This window comes from Allobaculum sp. JKK-2023 (assembly GCF_034745455.1).
Taxonomy (GTDB): domain Bacteria; phylum Bacillota_I; class Bacilli_A; order Erysipelotrichales; family Erysipelotrichaceae; genus Allobaculum.
This window is the reverse complement of the sequence record NZ_JAYERV010000003.1, coordinates 968,620-987,021: the sequence shown is the minus strand read 5'-3', so window position 1 is coordinate 987,021 and position 18,402 is coordinate 968,620. Positions and strand designations below refer to the sequence as shown.

Here is an 18,402-nt window from a genome sequence, read left to right as displayed (position 1 = left end):
TTCTGAAGGTTTGATGCCAGATTTGTGAAGAGGATCTGATTGTGGAAAATCCAGGACTGAAGGCATGGCAGTTCATTTTTGTCGGTTTTAGTTTGTTTTGTTCAATCAACTGAACAGATCACGCAAAACTTTTTTACAAAGACGCAGATCTGAGTTCGGCCTGATTCAGTCTTGCTGGAGGCTGGTCAGGCGGGCAAAGACAGCCGGAAAATTCTGGATCAGATCCAGCGGGGTAAAGGTGTAGGCCGAAATATGATCTCTGGCTGCCTGGTTGTGGATATAGGCACCAAGAGCGGCCATCGCAAAGGCATCTTTTTTCTGGGCGTACAGGCCGCTGACCAGGCCGCACAACACGTCGCCGCTGCCGCCTTTGGCCAGCGCGGGATCCGGGCGGTGGATGAAAACCGAACGCCAAGCGTTGATGACCAGCGTAAAGTCGGATTTTAAAATCAGCGTCAGGGCTGGGTGATCCTTGCAAAACTGGGCAGCCAGATCAAAGGGGTTGGCCAGCACTTCATTCATCGGCTTGTTGATCAGGCGTGAGAATTCTTTGAGGTGCGGGGTAAGGATCGTCGGCCGCGTGATCTGGTTGAGCAGTTCGGGATTTTTTGCGAGCAGATTGATGCCATCCGCATCGATCACCATGGGAAGCTTTGCTGCGATGGCCGCTTTCAATACGGCCAGGGCACCATCCCCCGTGCCCATGCCATTGCCAACACCAATCAGGGAGTAGCTGGAGATCATCGGGGCAAGTTCATCCGCTGCCTGCTCATCGAAAAAGCCGTGTTCATCTTCTTTGGCGGGGATGATCATGGCCAGATCCATTTTGGAAGCGATCGCTCTGGCGGCTGAATCTGGAGTAAAGAGGGTGACGGTTCCGCATCCCGCATGGAAGCAGGAATCAGCGGCCATGGATAAGGCGCCCTGCATCCGAAAACTTCCACCCACCAGCAGCACTTTGCCAAATGTCCCTTTGTTGCCACAGGGATCGCGCACCGGAAGAAAATCGGCCGTCTGTTGTTCGTTCAGAATGGGAATGGCGCCGTTTTTGGCGTGGCTTTTTGGTGGAATGCCGATATCGGCAACGGTGATCTTGCCTGAATGCAGCCGGCCATCCGCTAAAAGGTGTCCCCACTTGAGGCAATCGAGGGCAACGGTATGATCAGCCTTGATGGCATTGCCCATGATCCGGCCGGAGGTGGCGTTGATGCCGCTGGGCATATCGATTGAAAGCACCGGAATGTGGCTGGTATTGATCAGGGTGATCAGCTCGGTAAAGGGAGAAGTCAAAGCCCGGTTCAGACCGTTTCCAAATAAAGCATCCACGATCAGATCTGCATGGGGTGTAAAGGCATCAAGGGGTAAAACAGTCAGTTTAAGCGCTTTGCAGATCGCAAGCTGATGCGCTTCGTCGGCCGAGAGCTTGTTTTCATCGAGATAGACTTGTACTTTTTTATGGTCACTGCAGGCCAGGATGCGGGCAAGCGCGAGGCCGTCGGCTCCATTGTTGCCCGGGCCGCATACAATCTGAACCCTTTGGATATCCGGGAGGTTTCGGATTGCATCAGCCGTCGCCTGCGCGGCATTTTCCATCAGTACAAGTGAGGGAATCTGAAGGTTAGAAATTGCATAAGAATCTGCGCTTCGCGCCTGGCTGGCGCTGCAAAGATAAGCGTTTTGAATCATTAGGTTTCACCTGCCTGTCAAATTGGTGTGTTTGTCAAGTGACATCTTAAGTCATGCTATAATTTTGGATTGAAGGGAAAGACTTTTATTGAATCTATGAAGCAAAATAACAAAACAAAAACCGCGTCGGCCGCGAAAAAGTCCATTATCGCGGGCGGTCTGATTGGGACCGGCGGGTTTTTTATTGCCAAAGCGATTGGTCTGATCTACTCGATTCCGTTTTCGAGCATTCTCGGATCGGATGCCTATATGGCTTACTATGGATCTGCCTATCGCATTTACAGCTATCTGCTCAACGTCTTTACAGCCGGAGCACCGATGGCCATCGCCACGATGGTTGCCAAGTACATCACCCGCAAAAACTACCGTACAGCTTTAGCGGTCCAGAGAATGTCCATCTTGGTGATGGCTTTGCTGGGAGCGCTTGGCATGATTGTCATGATGGCCTTCTCTGGCATTTTAGCCTCTGCCATGTCCGAGGGCACGCCAGATGGCCAGTCTATTATGACGATCATCCTCTGTCTGTTGTCGATTGCCATCTTCTTTGTTCCCATATTAAGTGCCTATCGGGGATTTATCCAGGGGTGCAAAGAAATGGAAGAGTATGCTTACTCGCAGGCCTTTGAACAGATTTTCCGTGTTGCCTTTCTGCTTGGCGTCAGCTGTCTTTTGGTGTATGGCTTTAAGCTTTCAAGCGTGTGGGCACTGTATGCGGCGGTGCTTTCAACTTCGGTTGCAGCGATTGCCGGAATTGCCCAGGTCTATCGCTTTTCCAGATCCACAACCGCTGAGCTGCAAAGAATGGGCCATCGCCAGAAAATGCGTGCCGTGCCCCTTAAGCCTTTATTCAGAGAGTTTGTGCTGCTTTGCGTTCCATACTTGCTGTTTGCGGTCATCGGTTATGCCAACGATATTTATGATGCCATCCTTCTGCCAGTTGGCCTGAAGCTTTCGAGTTATTCCACCGAGCAGATCCAGACGATGACTTCGGCTGCCAACTATGTCGGCATCAAGCTGACCGCAATCCCCATGATTCTCTCGCCTGGCTTTGTGGCCGCGATTATCCCCCACATTACGTCAGCTCTTGAAACCCACGATATCAAAGCCGTGCGAAAGGACATTCTTGAATGTATCAATATCGTATTGTTCATCGCACTGTTTTTAAGTTTTGCGATTTTTATGTATGCAAGACCATTGTTTTATACGCTTTACTACACGGCCGACCTGAATTTGAGTACGACCAGCGTGCGCTGGATTGCCATTGAAGGTTTATTCGGAACAATTACCCCGGTGATCTCTTCGATGATGATGGCCTGCCGCATGCGCAAGAAACTGTTGGTGCAGATGCTGATTTCTGCTGTGGTCAAAGGCGTCCTGATGGTTCCAATGGTGATGTGGTGGGGGCTGGGCGGGGCGGTGTTATCGACCGTCATCTCCTACAGCTGGATCATTGGATATTCGTTATATATGATGAGTATTCAGTATTCCATCTCCTTTCGATCGACGCTCAAGACCCTCATCCAGACGGCCATCTGTCTGCTTGTGATGGGTGTCGTGGCCTGGCTTTTAACCACGATCGGTCTTGGCTCGGCAAGCCATGGCAAGATTGTCTGCCTGTTGGGAATGCTGATCAATGGAATCATTGCCTCGATTTTCTTTGCGGCTACGGCTGTATTCTTTGGAATTCCACAGCGCCTGTTCCATTTCAAGTTCCGTAGAAAGAGGGCTTAACTATGTATGATGTGTTAGTGGTTGGCGGGGGGCACGCCGGGATTGAAGCGGCTGCCGCGGCAGCCCGGATGAATCAGAAAACCCTGTTAGTGACCAATGATTTGTCCATGATCGGTTCGATGCCCTGCAATCCCAGTGTCGGCGGTCCGGCCAAGGGAATTGTGGTCCGTGAAATCGATGCGTTTGGCGGGCTGATGCCCAAAGCGGCCGACCAGACCGCATTGCAGTTCAAAATGCTCAATACCGCCAAAGGTCCGGGCGTTCGCTGCCTGCGCGTCCAGTCGGATCGGGAGGCGTATAAAAAGTGGATGCGAAACGCTCTGGAAAAACAGCCAAACCTGGATTTGCTTGAACAGAAAGCTGCCCGCATTCTTTTGGATGGAAACAAAGTAATCGGCATTGAATGTGAAGACGGCACGCAGATCTGCTCCAGAACAGTCATTCTGACTGCCGGAACGGGCATGAATTCCGCTATCTTACGCGGTCATACGTCGACAATCAGCGGGGCCGATGGCATGCCGACCAACTCCACCCTCTCGCAATCGTTAGCCGATGCGGGACTGAAGCTGATCCGTCTGAAAACCGGAACCCCTCCGCGGATCATTAAAGACACAGTCAATCTGGAAGCGGCTGTCATTCAGCCGGGCAGTGAAGAATTCCTGCATTTTTCCGATGAAACTACACCGGACCAGGTTATCAGAGTCGAAGACCAGCTGCCTTGCTATCTGATCTATACCACCCCCAAAACCCATCAGATCATCAATGACCATCTTCAGGATTCAGCGATGTATTCCGGCCTGGTGACCGGTGTCGGTCCTCGGTATTGTCCAAGTATTGAAGATAAACTGGTCCGCTTTGCGGATCGGCCCCGTCATCAGCTTTTTCTGGAACCGGAAAGAGCGGCGTATGACACCTTCTATGTTCAGGGCTTTTCCACTTCGATGCCAGAAGATGTGCAGGAGCTGATGGTTCACTCGCTGCCAGGTCTTGAACACTGCACGATTCAAAAATATGCGTATGCCATTGAATACGACGCGATTGATCCGCTGCAGATGTACCCCTCGCTGGAAAACAAGGTCGTTGAAAACCTGTTTACTGCCGGCCAGGTGAACGGCACCTCCGGTTATGAAGAAGCTGCCGGCCAGGGTTTGATGGCTGGAATCAATGCGGCTTTGAAAAATCAGAACAAAGAGCCGCTGGTTCTGGGACGAGCGCAGGCCTACATTGGGGTTATGATCGATGATCTGGCGACCAAAGGAACTCAGGAACCCTATCGGCTGTTAACTTCACGCGCTGAGTACCGCCTGCTTTTGCGCCATGACAATGCCCATGTCAGACTCGCCCCAATTGCCCATGCCATCGGCGTTCTGCCAGAATCCATGTGGAATCATTTCCAGATGCAGCAGGCCGAAGTCAGCCAGGGCATTGAAGATCTGAAAAAGGCCCATATCAAGCCGGGTAAAGAAATCAATGACCTGCTGGCCAGTGTGGAGGCCGGCAGCCTGGAACATGGAACGGATGCTTACACGCTGCTCAAGCGGCCCAATGTAACGATTGAACGGCTTGAACCATTTACCGGGGTGAAGCTTTCCAAAGATGCAGCAACGCAGATTGAAGTGGAATGCAAATACGAGGGCTATATTGCCAAGGCCCAAAGAGATGTGGACCGCCTGGCAAAGCTGGAAAATGTCCGCATTCCAAGGGATCTTGATTTTAATTCTGTAACCAACCTGGCTCTGGAAGCACGCGGCAAGCTGGACAAAATCCGGCCGGCTACATTAGGACAGGCCAGCCGGATTTCCGGAATCAATCCAAGCGATATTGCGGTGCTGTCCGCGCTGCTGGCGAACATGAAGAGCGAAAAATAAACAGTCCTAAAATGTCATAAAGAAAACAGAACGGTATTTGTTTTTATCTTCACAATTTTCAAAAGCGGAACAAACGAACAAAATTGTTCGATTTGTTCCGCTTTTTTGGTTTCAATAAGAATTGTCAGTTGATTTTTTGTGAAAGATGTCTTTCGTTATTTATGTCTGCTATACTTGGACAAGAGGAACGTATGAAAAAGAGAAAACATAAAGTATCCAGCAAGCTTGGCATCCTGTTTTTACTGGTGAGCTTGCCGCTTTCGGGCTGGCTGGCTTTTCAGGGAATCAATGATGTACAGACGTTCATCAACCTGAAAAGTGAAGTCAAAGCCAATGAAGAACTGTTAGATGCCACCAAAGCAGAGCAGGAAAAACTGGAAGCCACAAAGAAGAATCTGACCAATCCGGACTATCTGGAATTAGTTGCCCGTGGAAAGTATCATGTCCTTCGTGAAGGAGAACAGGTTTTCGTCTTCCCGTCGCTGTCCGAGACCCAGAATGACCGGGTTTCAGACAATGAGGCATCGACTTCCTTAGCCCAGTCTCAGGCAGCTGCCCCCAGCACCCCCGCTTCGAAAGCAGCATCTGAAAGCGCCCAAAGCGGGCAATAGGCAAGATGGATCCAGCTGGAGTTTCCAGCCATCGACAAAGAGTTGAACCAGCAGGCTTCGGCCTGCTCTTTTTTATTGCCTGGGCGCAGACTTCAGGCCGCTTCAGGCTCATGACTCGACTTCAGATCAAGCTTCCATAAGTGGACATCTCCATGGGCATTTCTGCTTTCCAGATCCCAAAGGCCATTTGAAGGACATGACAGAATTAATTCATAATTTCATCCAAATTCTGTCATTTAATCATCATTTATCGAATGTTTGGGAAAATGCAAAAAGGTCATAAGATAGGCGTGTCAGAACTCTGACAGGAAAGAAGGAAATTTATGTATACCAACCTTGCCAACTCCAGCCAGAAAAACGATCTGCTGCTGATCGACTCCATGTCCAGACGCCTTTGCGATACACCCCGCAAAGAATGGGATTCCTTAACGGCTGCCGAAAACAGTGTCTATCAGACCGGGGATCTGGTGGTCGATCGATACGCCAAGACAATCTATAAAAAGGGTCAGACGATAAATCTGACGCCAACGGAATATGAAATCGTCTTATTCCTTGTCGACAATGTGACGCTGGTCTGTCCGAAAGAGGCGGTGCGCAATATGATCAAAATCCGCTTCCACCGGGTAGTCAGCGACAATACAATCTCCAAACACATCGGCCGAGTCCGCAGTGCACTGGGCCAGAATGCGGATCAGGAATATATCGTGACCCGCTGGACCAATGGCTATAAATGGAATCTGCCCGTGCGCCGCAAATTCATCTCCCGCCGCCCGATGGATTACGAGTAGAAAATTCAGGCGGCCAATTCCAGCCGCCTGTCGACCTTTCAAGAAAAGGATGGAGATGGTCTTCCAGGGCAGCAAAGACTTTGCAAAACCCGTTTTCTGGCCTTCAAATGCAAGCAAAATTCTCAATGTTTTTCGTTGAGGAAAACAAAGATGGCTGTTTCAAAGCGGAATGGTGAGTTTTCAAAAAGTATAAGCGCTTACAACAACACTTCATTGCTATTCAAAAATCACATATAATGGATTTATTTATCCGAAAAACGATGAGATTGTGGTGAAATTGTCTCAGACATGTCTGTACAGCCTTGCCAAGTGGTTCGAGCTATTCGATAATTCTTTGCATTGGAGGACAATATCTCATGAAGAATCTTTTCAGCGACGTTGAAACTTTCAAGGAGGCCCTGCAGACTGAAGTCTCCGCTCAGTTCGGACGCGACTTTGAAGACGCATATCCCGAAGAGCGTTACCTTGCCTTAACCTCTCTGATTCGCAACCAGTTAGGGTATTCCTGGAAAGCAACGAAAAAAAGCGTAGCCGAACATCATACAAAGCAGCTTTACTATTTCTCGATGGAGTTTCTGCTTGGACGTCTGATGACAAGCAACCTGATGAATATGGGTGTCTATGACGTTGTCAGACAGGGAATGAAAGAACTGGGCATGGAGCTGCACGATCTTGAAATTCTCGAGGCCGACGCCGGTCTTGGAAATGGCGGTCTGGGTCGGCTGGCGGCTTGCTTCCTTGACTCTCTGGCTTCTTTAAACCTGGCTGGAAACGGAAACTGCATCCGTTATCGCTATGGTCTGTTCAAACAGGAAATTGTCAACGATCAGCAGGTTGAAAAACCAGACTGCTGGCTGCGCCTTGGCAATGTTTGGGAAGTCTGGAAGCCCCAGCATGCTGTACAGGTAAAATTTGGCGGTACATTAGACGCTTATATGGACCAGTATGGAAAGTTCCATTCCACCTACCATCCTGATTTCGTCGTAAAGGCTGTCCCTTACGATATGCCAGTGGTTGGTTATCATACCTTGACGACCAACACCTTGCGGTTATGGGATGCCCAGGTCGATGAAGAATCCGTTCAGGCGGATAACCTCAACCATTACCTCAATGCGGTTTCCGCTCTGACAGCCAACGTGTATCCAGATGATTCCACCAACGAAGGAAAAGAACTCCGCTTAAAACAGGAATATTTCTTTGTCTGCGCTGGAATCGATCAGATTATCCGCAGCCATCTGCGCATCAATCCAAGCCTGGACAACCTTTCAGATGAAGTGGCCATCCAGCTCAACGATACCCATCCTGTTCTTGTAATTCCTGAACTGATGCGGGTTTTGATGGATGACTACAACTACAACTGGGATGATGCATGGAACATCGTCACCCACACCGTTGCTTATACCAACCACACCATCATGTCCGAAGCCTTAGAACGCTGGCCGCAGGATCTGATGCGCAATCTTCTGCCGCGTCTTTACATGATTATCGAAGAAATCGAACGCCGTTTCCGCTGGGAAGTGGATCGTGCTGGCATGGGCTACCGTTTTGGGGAAATGTCGATTTTAAAAGATAACCAGGTCCACATGGCCAATCTTGCCATTGTGGGCAGCCACAGTGTCAATGGCGTAGCCAAGATCCACAGTGAAATCCTGGTCAACGATGTTCTGTCCGCCTTTGCGGCTTTATATCCAGACCGTTTCAATAACAAGACCAATGGAATTACCCACCGCCGCTGGCTCGTGTATGCCAACCCGCAGTTGACTGATCTGCTTAAGGAATATATTGGTGACAGCTTTATCCGTCATCCGGATGATCTGCGCAAGCTTGAACGCTATGTGGACGATTCAGAACTCCAGAAAAAATTCTTTGAAGTGAAGCGCCAGCGCAAGCAGATTCTGGCTGACTATGTCAAAGAGACTTTAAATATCGATGTCAACGTCGATTCGATGTTCGATGTTCAATGCAAACGTCTGCACGCCTACAAGCGTCAGCTGATGAACATCATGCACATCATGTATCTGTACCTGCGTATGAAACAGGATCCAAACTTCCGCATTCAGCCGACCACTTACTTCTTCTCGGCCAAAGCTGCACCAGGCTACAAACTGGCTAAAGAGATCATCAAGCTGATCGTAAAAGTGTCCAACCGCATCAACTCTGACCCTCAGGTCAGCCAGTACATCAAGGTTGTCTTCATTCCCAACTACTCGGTATCCATTGCCGAAATGTTAACCAATGCGGCTGATGTTTCTGAACAGATCTCAACAGCAGGTAAAGAAGCTTCCGGTACCGGAAACATGAAGTTCATGATGAACGGCGCTCTGACTTTAGGCACCCTCGATGGGGCCAACGTGGAAATCGTCGAACAGGTTGGCTATGAAAATGCCAAGATTTTCGGTCTGAAAGTCGATCAGATTGAAGCCATCAAGCGCGATAACAGCTACGATGTATGGCGCATTTACAACTCCAACCCCAAACTGCGCATGGTGATTGACTCCCTGACCAACTGCACCTGGTCTGAAAATCCAAACGAATTCCAGCTGATCTTCAATGATCTGATGCTGCACCGTGATGAGTTCTTCGTTCTGGCTGACTTTGATGCGTATCTGATGGCCCACAACGAAGTGGCTGGCTGGTATGCAGACAAACCAGCATGGGCAAGAGCGATGCTGATGAACATCGCCCGTTCCGGCTACTTCTCTTCCGACCGGACCATCCGTGAATATGCCGAAGAAATCTGGGGCCTGGATGAAGTGAAATTCACAGAAAAACAGTTCAAGGAATTTGAACTGAGCAAAGAAGACTATCTGCTGGCAAGCGAACCTCTCGAAGTCTGATCGAGATGGACAGTCTTGAAAGATAAAACGGAAAGTTGAAACTGATCTGGATAAAACGCTTTATCTTTCGTAAATACAAAAAGAGATTCATTTCATGTCCTATCATGGAGTGAATCTCTTTTTTCTTTTTGAAAACGATTTTGCAAAGAATATGGTGCCAAGTTGATAAAATGGCATCGAAAACATCCGGATTTTACCGAAATATGGAAATACAGGAAGTATCGAAATACAGGGACAAAGAAATAAAGAAATAAATATAGGTAGAAATAAAATATCGATAGAGAGATAGAAAGTATTGAAAGATACAGGAGGTCACTATGGCAGAAGACAGAAAGCCACGAAAAATTTTATTGTTGGGCGCGACGGGATCAATTGGCCGGCAGACTTTAGATGTATTGAGCCAGCATCCTGATGATTTCATCGTGACGGGAATCAGTGCGGGTCATAACCGTGAAGGACTGGAAGAGATTGTCAAAGAGCATCCGACCATTCAGGCAGTTGGCCTTTCAACTTTAGATCATGATGAAGAAATCGATGGCGTCGTCTGGTATGGCAAAGACGACCAGATGGCAAGACTGGCCCAAACATGCGATTATGATTTAATGGTCAATGCGGTTGTCGGCTTTCGCGGGCTGAAACCAACTTTGATTGCCATTGAGCAAAATAAAGATCTGGCTTTAGCCAATAAGGAATCTTTAGTGTGCGGCGGGGAACTGGTCAAAAAGGCTCTGGCCAAATCTTCTACCCATTTAACTCCGATTGATTCCGAACATTCTGCGATTTTTCAGTGCCTGCAGGGCAATGATTTCCAAGATGTAAACCGCCTGATCATTACAGCTTCCGGCGGCAGTCTGCGCGATCTCGGCCGGGATGAATTAATGGATATTACGCCAAAGCGCGCCTTAAAGCATCCTTCCTGGAATATGGGTGCGAGAATTACGATGGATTCCTCGACGATGGTCAATAAAGGCTTTGAGGTCATCGAAGCCCACTATCTTTTTGATCTGCCTTATGAAAAAATCGATACCGTCCTGCATCCACAGTCTATTGTGCACTCCATGGTAGAATATAAGGATCATGCGATCATCGCCCAGCTTGGCAGTGCCGATATGCGTCTGCCGATTCAATATGCATTGTTTGCACCACATCGTCCAGTTCTTCAGGAAGACAAGCCGCTCGATCTGACCAGGACACTAACGCTCGATTTCAAGGAAATGGACTTCGATCGCTTTCCAATGTTAAAGACCGCCATTGAAGCGGGAAAACGCAAGGGAAATGCGGGCTGCATTTTCAATGCGGCGGATGAAAAGGCAGTGGAGCTTTTCTTGAATGGCAAAATCAGCTATCTTCAGATTGAGGACGCAATTGTCCAGGCTTTAGAAGCGATTGACTATATTGAAGATCCAAGCTATGAAGATCTTGAAGCCACGGATCACAAAACACGCCAGTGGGTGGAAAAGACTTTTGCCTTTGAAAATGGCAAGTAACGCTTACATCCCAAAAAAGATCTGATGATTTGGACAGGAAAGATTTCTGATTGAAAATCTGGATCCCCAACCCAAGATATCTCTATAATGAAATGATAAAGTTTGCGAATCTAACGAAAAAACGAACAGACTTTAAAGACCACATGCAAAAAGGAGGGGCTTATGAGAAAAAAACATCTGTTTTCACTGGCTGCCCTGGCAGCCACACTTTGTGTGCCGATGACGCCAGTGCTGGCCATCAGTCCTCTTGCACCGGAACAGATTCCTGAAAATCTGAATGCCGACCAGTTTATCAATCTGTTTGCCGGCTCGGTTGTTGAAAGTGCCCAGGGCGGATACGTCGTCCGCCAGTTTACCTGGTTTCGGCAGGCAACGCTTGACAACGCTGGCCTGATCGTTCAGGGAAAAGAAATTTTCGATACCCTGGATCCTGCTTTGCAGCAGCAGATCCTGGTCCAGTACCAGGCTGAACAGATCGATTATGAAGCACTCTGCAAACAGGCAAATGCTCTGATCAATCCAAATCCCAGTCAGGCTATCGAACCGGATGTCCCTGTGATTCAAAATGAACCAGAAAATGAACAGCCAGCCAGTGAGACTCCTGAGCAGACTCCGGCAAACCAGACGCCTGCCCAGGCTTTAGCCGACCAGGAAAATGAGCAGACCCCTGCCGACGGGCAAACGCCAGGTTCTGAAGCCGACTCCACTCCAGTTGACGCAAAGCAGAGTGATGCTTCAAACCCGCAGCCAGCCGACCTGCCTGCTTCAACGACCCCGGCCCAGGAAAATGAAAATACCCAGCCTGATTCTGAAACCCCCATTTCAGAACAGACCACCCCGGCCCAGTCCGAAAGTGAACCGACGGATCTGGTCTATATTCAGACTTTAAAACCAACGGAACAGGAACAGACTGTCCTGCAGGCCATGTATGCCCTGCACACCAGACCGGTTGCCGAAAACGATTCGGATCTGGCTGGAATTGGGCCAGTGGATGAAACAGATTCAGAGCTGGCCGCCACGCATCCAGTCAGTGAAAATATCGTGGACCTGCTTGGCACTCGTCCGGTCAGCGAGAAGGAAAGCCAGGATTCTGAAAAGACATCAGATTCCAGCGGGGATGAAAATCAGACGGATTCTTCGAAGAACAACGTGGAAGACTCCGAACAGGACAGCGGCGATGCAGAAGACAACAAATCTGAAGAAAACCCCAGTTCGATTCTGGACGTTGAACCCATTGTTCCTGGCCAGCCAACCATCGTTGTCCGTCCCCAGGGCGATATTGACCCGGACGTAAAATTCCTCGAAGAAAAACGTCCAGCAGGGCTCAGCTTTGTAGATGATCTGGACGCCTTTGATGCCAATACCGAAAAACTCATTCAGGCTTTGGCTTCTAAAGCTGGCTTTACCATCTTTGAGGCGCATCCGGTGACATATACGTTTGAAAAAGACGGCTTATCCGCCAGATCGGTGGGACTGATTAAAGTTTCGGAAAACTGCAAGCCAGTCCTCTTCCAGATCCAGCAGATTTCAGATCATGATGCCGATATTCTCTTTTTCAGTGATCAGAGCTGTGAAATCGACGAAAATGGTGTATTGAAATTACAGAATACTGGCTCAATGCATCTCGATTTCCTGGAAAATGAACAGATTGATTCCTCTGCCAAGGACAACACGGATGCAGCCATCGATGCCGATTCTGAAAATCAAGAAGATTCAGCCCTGAATGATGCATCCACCGCCGACCCGAATCCGGACCAGCCGGATGATGCAAACGCCCCAAAACAGGGTCCGCTCCAGGATGTTGATCCTGTGGAAGAAACAGCCACAGAAGAACCATCCGCCAATGAAGAAACAGCCCAGGTTCTTGCCAAACTGATTCCAGAAACGGCGGCCTCGAAGCAGGTTGTCGAAGTGTTCTCTACCGATGGTACGCTGCCTGTCCTTTCGGCAGATGAATCCACATCCAGCAAGGACAGCGCGGCCAATGACTTTATCAACCAGTATTGTCTGTATGGCGGCCAGGTCATCAAGGAGGCCAATGCGAGCAACTATAAGACACTGCTTGGTGGAGCAAAAGCATGGAATGCACTGTCCAATGTGTCCCGGACAACGGTCAACAACTACCTCAACAATATGGGATCGACCCGCTGGCAGCTACTTTATCAGCAGGCCAACCGGATCCGCCTGGGTCTGCCTGCTTCTGGCACTTCCACGTCCAGAACGCCGGCAACGGGCGTCGAAAGTGAAGTGCTCAGTTCGCTGGCCATTGCCGGTATTTCTGGTGAAATTATGATCTATTGTGCAAGCAAGGCCCGTAAATCCAAAGCCGACAAGTCCGCCTGAGTTTCAGACGGACTTTTTCGAGATTGTAAAGCGGTTTTTTGTTTTAACTGATGATTTTGATGACAGTGATACTCGTCTGAAGACAAGGAGGTTCTATGGGACAAAACTCAAAAAAAGAACTCGAACGGGCGCGACGGGTCAAAGAAGAAGAACTCTACCAGAAAGAAGGCTATAAAAAAGCCGTCTATCTGGGCAGGGATTTTACGGATTACACCAATCACCTGTTCGCGTTTCTGATCGATCTGAATATCTGTCTGACCCCAGTGTATTTGTGGGGGGTGGAGTTCATCCTGATCTTAACTGGCGTTATTCCACCCGCATTTTTTGACTTGTTGTTTTATCTGATGTATGGTCTGCTCTTTTTGACGAGCTGCATCATGCTTCCTCTCTATACCGCAGCGCATGGCGGCCGCTCCTGGGGATGCCAGTACATAGGGATGCGCCTGGTCCGGGCCGATAAACAGCCAGCTTCGGCCATTCGCCTGGTCTTGCGCCAGTTGTTTGGCTTTGGCATTCCGCTGATGTTATTTGGCTATTTTTTCTCCTTCTTTGGCATTTTTGCCTGGTGGGGAGCCCAGGCACTGGTTGTCTTGCTTTCGCCCCGCCAGCAGACTATTTTTGACTGGGTTTTCAATCTGGTTGACGTCTACACACCGCGCTATGAGATGAAGGTAGTCAAAGAGCCAACGGAAATAGACCAGAAAGGACAGCAGGAAGTTCTGCCAGCCCCGGCCGATCCAGCCGCAGCCCAGGTGCTTTCCTCCGCCGCCCGCAGACAATCTACCCCTGCTGTGGCCCCGGCTGCACCGACTTCCAAAATTTCGAAAGAAGAGACAGCCAAGCCCAAAAAAGGTCGCAAGGAAAAGACCAAAGACAAAACCAAAGAGAAAGAAAAGGCCAAAGACAAAGAAAAAACCAGTGAGAAAAAGCAGCACCGCAATATGTCTGAAGAGGGTTCCAGCCCGGTTGTTCAGATGGTTGAACCTTTGCAGCCCAAACCGGAAATCTCTAAGATTGACCTGCACATTCGTTCCAACTTCTCGGATGATTCGGATGCTGAAGTCGAGGAAATTTTCCAGCAGGCTCAAGCCAATCATATGGAAGTCATTTCCATCACCGACCATAACAATGCCAGAGCCAATGCGCTGGCCTTGCACTTTGCCAAGCTGTATCACATCAAATACATTCCTGGCGTTGAAATCGACTGCCAGCTGTATGGAGAGCGGGTACGGATTCTTGGCTATTACATCAACTGGAATGATCCGTTTTTTGATGGCGTTGAGCGTCTGTCACTCAAACGCGAAAAAGATGTCTCTCAGGCCCGGATTACAGCCCTTGAAAAAGCAGCTGGCCTGAAAATCGATACGGATTCCCTGCTGGCTAATTCACGCTTCAAGATTCTCAAACCGCGTGAACTGACGGACCTGGTCTTTGAAACGGATCAGGCAAGAGATCTGCCGGCCGTTGCCCAATACCTACAGAAGTATCCAGACGAAAAAGCAGCCCGCGAACACTTTCGTAAAGACTACTTTGGTCCAGGCGGCAAGTGTGAAGTGCGCACTGAATATCCAGGGGCGATCAAAGTCATTGATGCGATCCATAAAGCTGGCGGCATGGCCATTCTGTCCGGCTGGCGGCTCGATGAGATTTCCAATGATGTCATCACCGCTTTATTGGAAGGCGGAATTGACGGCTTTGAAGTCTTTGCACCCAATAACTCAGATCGGATTAAAGCGTTCCTGCTGGCTCTGGTGAACGATGAAAAACTCTTCATCACGGCTGGATCTGATTACCATGGGATGTGCAAGCCGGATCGTCAGCTTGGCGTCACCACGGCCACCCCGAAAGGCGAGCAGTTTGTTTCGATTTTTACCCGCGCCGTCCGTCAATCCTGAACAACAAACCCTTAAAGCCGTCGAAAACTGACGGCTTTTTTTGCGGATTTGTCAAGGTGCCTTTGGAGTGCCGTCTTCCCCAGAAAAGTATGATAGAATTTTGTTCGGATTCACAACAGATCTGGATTCGCCCTGGCGGCGCTTTTTTGCGCTTTGCGCCCGGTTTGTCTTCGTGCTTTTCTTGATAAAGCAGATAGACAAACAGGAAGCGGGCATTAAAAAGCTAAAAAGCTAAAAAGTGGAAAGCTGCCAAAGAGGCAGAATCGGAATCTGGACTCTTTTGTGAAAGAATAACAATGTTCCTAACAAGCTCATGTTTCGTTTCCTGGGCAGACTTTGTCTGCGACTGACTGAATTTTTCAGGATGAAAACTGGATTGTGTTCTTTTGGCCTGGATTTGAGAGACCAAAAGAGAAATCACAAAAAGGAAAGGGGAAAGGTGAGCTTGACGATAGAAAAGAAAAGAGAGGTGGTCCGCATGGATCCAAAGAAAGAACCTTATTTTTTAACCACGGCGATTGCCTATACATCCGGTCGTCCTCACATCGGCAATACCTACGAAATTATTCTCAGTGATGCCATCGCCCGTTTTAAACGGGCTCAGGGCTATGATGTGTTCTTCCAGACTGGAACCGATGAACACGGCCAGAAAATCGAAGAAAAAGCCGCTGCAGCGGGTGTAAGCCCCCAGGAATTTGTGGATAACATTTCCGATCAGATCCGTTCCAACTGGAATCTGATGAACACCAGCTACGATTATTTCATCCGTACAACCGATCAGCCCCATGTCAAAGCTGTGCAGAAAATCTTCAAGAAACTGTATGAGCAGGGCGATATTTATAAAGGGGAATACGAAGGCTGGTATTGCACGCCCTGTGAGTCGTTCTGGACTGAATCCCAGCTGGTTGACGGCAACTGCCCAGATTGTGGAAGACCTGTTCATAAAGCCAAGGAAGAAGCGTATTTCTTCAATATGCAGAAATATGCCGATCGTCTGATGGAGTACATTGAAACGCATCCTGATTTTATTCAGCCAGAAAGCCGCAAAAATGAAATGATCAACAACTTCCTCAAACCCGGCCTGCAGGATCTGTGCGTTTCCCGTACATCCTTCAGCTGGGGAATTCCGGTTGATTTTGATGATCGTCACGTTGTTTATGTATGGCTGGATGCGCTGACCAACTATATTACCTCACTGGGGTATGATCCGGATCTGCCTTTAGAAAAACAGCCAGAAGCTTTCCAGAAATACTGGCCGGCGACTCATATTATCGGTAAGGACATTCTGCGCTTCCATACCATTTACTGGCCAATTTTCTTAATGGCCTTAGGTCTGCCGCTGCCCAAGAAAGTCTTCGGTCATCCCTGGATGCTGATTGGTGATGGCAAGATGTCCAAATCCAAAGGCAACGTGATTTATGCTGAAGAACTCGTCGACGAATTCGGCGTGGACGCTGTCCGCTACTATTGCCTGCACGAAATGCCATTTGCCCAGGATGGAACCATTACCTGGGATCTGATCATTGAACGCATCAACTCTGATCTGGCCAATGTCTTAGGAAATCTGCTTTCCCGCACCATTGCCATGTCAAATAAATACTTCGATGGCGCCATCGAAAATCCAGAGGTTGAAGAACCTGTTGATCAGGAACTGAAAGAAGTGGCCGCTGCAGCCATCACCAATATGGAGGCAAAAATGGACGCTTTCCAGGTTGGCGCAGCTCTCGATGAAATCTTCACGCTGCTTCGTCGTTCCAATAAATATATTGATGAAACCGAACCCTGGAAACTGGCTAAAGATCCAGAAAAAGCGGATCGTCTGAAAACGGTTCTGTACAATCTGCTTGAAAGCCTGCGCATTGCCGGTGTTCTGCTTGAAAGCTTCATGCCTGAAACATCCAAAAAAATGCTGGATGCTCTCAATACCAATGAACGCTCTCTTGATTCTGCCCGCACGTTCGGTCTGCTCGAACAGGGTGGTCATGTAGCCAAGAGCGTAGAACCTTTGTTCAAACGCATTGATCCAAAAGAATTTGCTAAAGAAGCCAAAATCAATGACGAAAAAGTGGATCAGAAAGCGGCTAAGGCCAAGAAAAAAGCGGAGAAGAAAAAGAAAAAAGAACCCGCTGCCCCAATCGAAATCGACGACTTTGCCAAAGTCACTTTACAGGCCGGCAAAATTCTCGATGCCAAAGTGCATCCAGATGCTGACAAGCTGTTAGTCGAAACGGTTGATCTTGGCGAAGAGGCTCCTCGTCAGATTGTTTCCGGAATTGCCAAAGCCTATAAACCAGAAGATCTGATCGGCAAGATGGTTATGGTGGTTTCCAACCTCAAACCAGCTCAACTTCGTGGGGTCGAAAGCCAGGGAATGCTGCTTTGTACAACCGGCAAGGAAGGACCAAGAGTGGTCTTCCTCGATGATTCGGTCGTTCCAGGCACGACAATTCGATGAATCCCCGCCAGAAAGTTCTCTTTACCCAGCTGCAGATCGCTTCGGTAGGTGTTTTGCTGGCAGCGTTTGGGTGGATGTGGTCGGAAACCTGGCTGAAAGTTTTTGGGGTGTGCATTTTTGTCTATGGACTGCTGCGGGCCTGGATTTTTTCCAGAGTGATTTCCCAGCAGGATGAAAATGAAGAACCGATGGATCTGAGTCTGGATCTTTCACCAGAAGACGAAGAGGATTCAGGTGAATATCCAATGGATGAATGGGAAGAGGCGTTCATGCGCCGCTTCGGTCAATCCAAAATGATGCGGGCCATGGAAGCTGAACTGGATGAGAAAAAAGCAAAGAATCCCGATTCTTCCAGGCCTGGCCAGCCGCCAAAGCAGACGAAAATCCCAGATTTGAATTCTTCTCAGAGCCCGTCGCCGAAATCCTGAGCATGCAGATTTCTGAAGCACGCCTTCTTCAAAAAAGATCAGAGTCCGTTGCAGGATTTGATTTCATCCGTTTGGGGTGAAACCTGTCCGTTTTTGAAAAGAAAAGAAATTTTAAATGTACAAGTAATAGAGACCAGTTTCCCCGGCGGGGGACTGGTCTTTTTTCAGGTGGGGAAGTCCAGAATGTTGAAACAGGCTTCCCATAATTTTCACCAATGAGGGATTCGATTTTATTGCTATCTGGATGATAATAAATAGGAACAGGTTGAAGCG

At 48.7% G+C, this 18,402-nt stretch carries 11 protein-coding genes; 10 read left to right on the top strand and 1 reads right to left on the bottom strand.

What is annotated here, in order from left to right:
• Positions 1–165: 165 nt before the first annotated feature.
• Positions 166–1,686 carry an NAD(P)H-hydrate dehydratase gene (locus tag U4956_RS03960; RefSeq protein ID WP_323089182.1) on the bottom strand — a complete coding sequence of 507 codons (1,521 nt, stop codon included), beginning with the start codon at positions 1,684–1,686 and terminating at the stop codon, positions 166–168.
• A 96-nt stretch (positions 1,687–1,782) separates the two neighbouring features.
• Between U4956_RS03960 and U4956_RS03955 the strand changes: the two genes are divergently transcribed.
• The 10 genes from U4956_RS03955 to U4956_RS03910 all read left to right on the top strand — a co-directional run bounded on the left by U4956_RS03955 (position 1,783) and on the right by U4956_RS03910 (position 18,129).
• Positions 1,783–3,417 carry a polysaccharide biosynthesis C-terminal domain-containing protein gene (locus U4956_RS03955; protein WP_323089180.1) on the top strand — a complete coding sequence of 545 codons (1,635 nt, stop codon included), beginning with the start codon at positions 1,783–1,785 and terminating at the stop codon, positions 3,415–3,417.
• Between the two features lie 2 nt (positions 3,418–3,419).
• The gene (mnmG, locus tag U4956_RS03950) at positions 3,420–5,285 is read left to right on the top strand and encodes a tRNA uridine-5-carboxymethylaminomethyl(34) synthesis enzyme MnmG (RefSeq protein ID WP_323089178.1); all 1,866 of its coding nucleotides are present in this window, start codon (positions 3,420–3,422) and stop codon (positions 5,283–5,285) included.
• Positions 5,286–5,476: 191 nt separating this feature from the next.
• The gene (locus U4956_RS03945; RefSeq protein WP_323089177.1) at positions 5,477–5,896 is read left to right on the top strand and encodes an FtsB family cell division protein; all 420 of its coding nucleotides are present in this window, start codon (positions 5,477–5,479) and stop codon (positions 5,894–5,896) included.
• Positions 5,897–6,219: 323 nt separating this feature from the next.
• Complete coding sequence (locus U4956_RS03940) at positions 6,220–6,684, top strand: winged helix-turn-helix domain-containing protein (RefSeq protein WP_323089174.1); 465 nt, start codon at positions 6,220–6,222, stop codon at positions 6,682–6,684.
• 356 nt (positions 6,685–7,040) lie between these two features.
• Positions 7,041–9,521, top strand: a complete 2,481-nt coding sequence (locus U4956_RS03935) for a glycogen/starch/alpha-glucan phosphorylase (RefSeq protein ID WP_323089173.1) — start codon at positions 7,041–7,043, stop codon at positions 9,519–9,521.
• 317 nt (positions 9,522–9,838) lie between these two features.
• Positions 9,839–11,008 carry a 1-deoxy-D-xylulose-5-phosphate reductoisomerase gene (dxr, locus tag U4956_RS03930; protein ID WP_323089172.1) on the top strand — a complete coding sequence of 390 codons (1,170 nt, stop codon included), beginning with the start codon at positions 9,839–9,841 and terminating at the stop codon, positions 11,006–11,008.
• A gap of 162 nt (positions 11,009–11,170) precedes the next feature.
• A complete protein-coding gene (locus U4956_RS03925) occupies positions 11,171–13,351 on the top strand; it encodes a hypothetical protein (RefSeq protein WP_323089171.1) in 2,181 nt (726 codons plus the stop codon).
• A 95-nt stretch (positions 13,352–13,446) separates the two neighbouring features.
• A complete protein-coding gene (locus tag U4956_RS03920; RefSeq protein WP_323089170.1) occupies positions 13,447–15,246 on the top strand; it encodes a PHP domain-containing protein in 1,800 nt (599 codons plus the stop codon).
• Between the two features lie 478 nt (positions 15,247–15,724).
• Positions 15,725–17,701 carry a methionine--tRNA ligase gene (metG, locus tag U4956_RS03915; protein WP_323089169.1) on the top strand — a complete coding sequence of 659 codons (1,977 nt, stop codon included), beginning with the start codon at positions 15,725–15,727 and terminating at the stop codon, positions 17,699–17,701.
• Complete coding sequence (locus tag U4956_RS03910) at positions 17,698–18,129, top strand: hypothetical protein (RefSeq protein WP_323089168.1); 432 nt, start codon at positions 17,698–17,700, stop codon at positions 18,127–18,129. The genes metG and U4956_RS03910 overlap by 4 nt, the downstream gene beginning before the upstream one ends.
• Positions 18,130–18,402 lie beyond the last annotated feature (273 nt).

Excerpts from the sequence above, each read along its gene's own strand:
- U4956_RS03960 (WP_323089182.1), bottom strand. The coding sequence starts at position 1,686 with ATGATTCAAAACGCTTATCTTTGCAGCGCCAGCCAGGCGCGAAGCGCA.
- U4956_RS03955 (WP_323089180.1), top strand. The coding sequence starts at position 1,783 with ATGAAGCAAAATAACAAAACAAAAACCGCGTCGGCCGCGAAAAAGTCC.
- mnmG (WP_323089178.1), top strand. The coding sequence starts at position 3,420 with ATGTATGATGTGTTAGTGGTTGGCGGGGGGCACGCCGGGATTGAAGCG.
- U4956_RS03945 (WP_323089177.1), top strand. The coding sequence starts at position 5,477 with ATGAAAAAGAGAAAACATAAAGTATCCAGCAAGCTTGGCATCCTGTTT.
- U4956_RS03940 (WP_323089174.1), top strand. The coding sequence starts at position 6,220 with ATGTATACCAACCTTGCCAACTCCAGCCAGAAAAACGATCTGCTGCTG.
- U4956_RS03935 (WP_323089173.1), top strand. The coding sequence starts at position 7,041 with ATGAAGAATCTTTTCAGCGACGTTGAAACTTTCAAGGAGGCCCTGCAG.
- dxr (WP_323089172.1), top strand. The coding sequence starts at position 9,839 with ATGGCAGAAGACAGAAAGCCACGAAAAATTTTATTGTTGGGCGCGACG.
- U4956_RS03925 (WP_323089171.1), top strand. The coding sequence starts at position 11,171 with ATGAGAAAAAAACATCTGTTTTCACTGGCTGCCCTGGCAGCCACACTT.
- U4956_RS03920 (WP_323089170.1), top strand. The coding sequence starts at position 13,447 with ATGGGACAAAACTCAAAAAAAGAACTCGAACGGGCGCGACGGGTCAAA.
- metG (WP_323089169.1), top strand. The coding sequence starts at position 15,725 with ATGGATCCAAAGAAAGAACCTTATTTTTTAACCACGGCGATTGCCTAT.
- U4956_RS03910 (WP_323089168.1), top strand. The coding sequence starts at position 17,698 with ATGAATCCCCGCCAGAAAGTTCTCTTTACCCAGCTGCAGATCGCTTCG.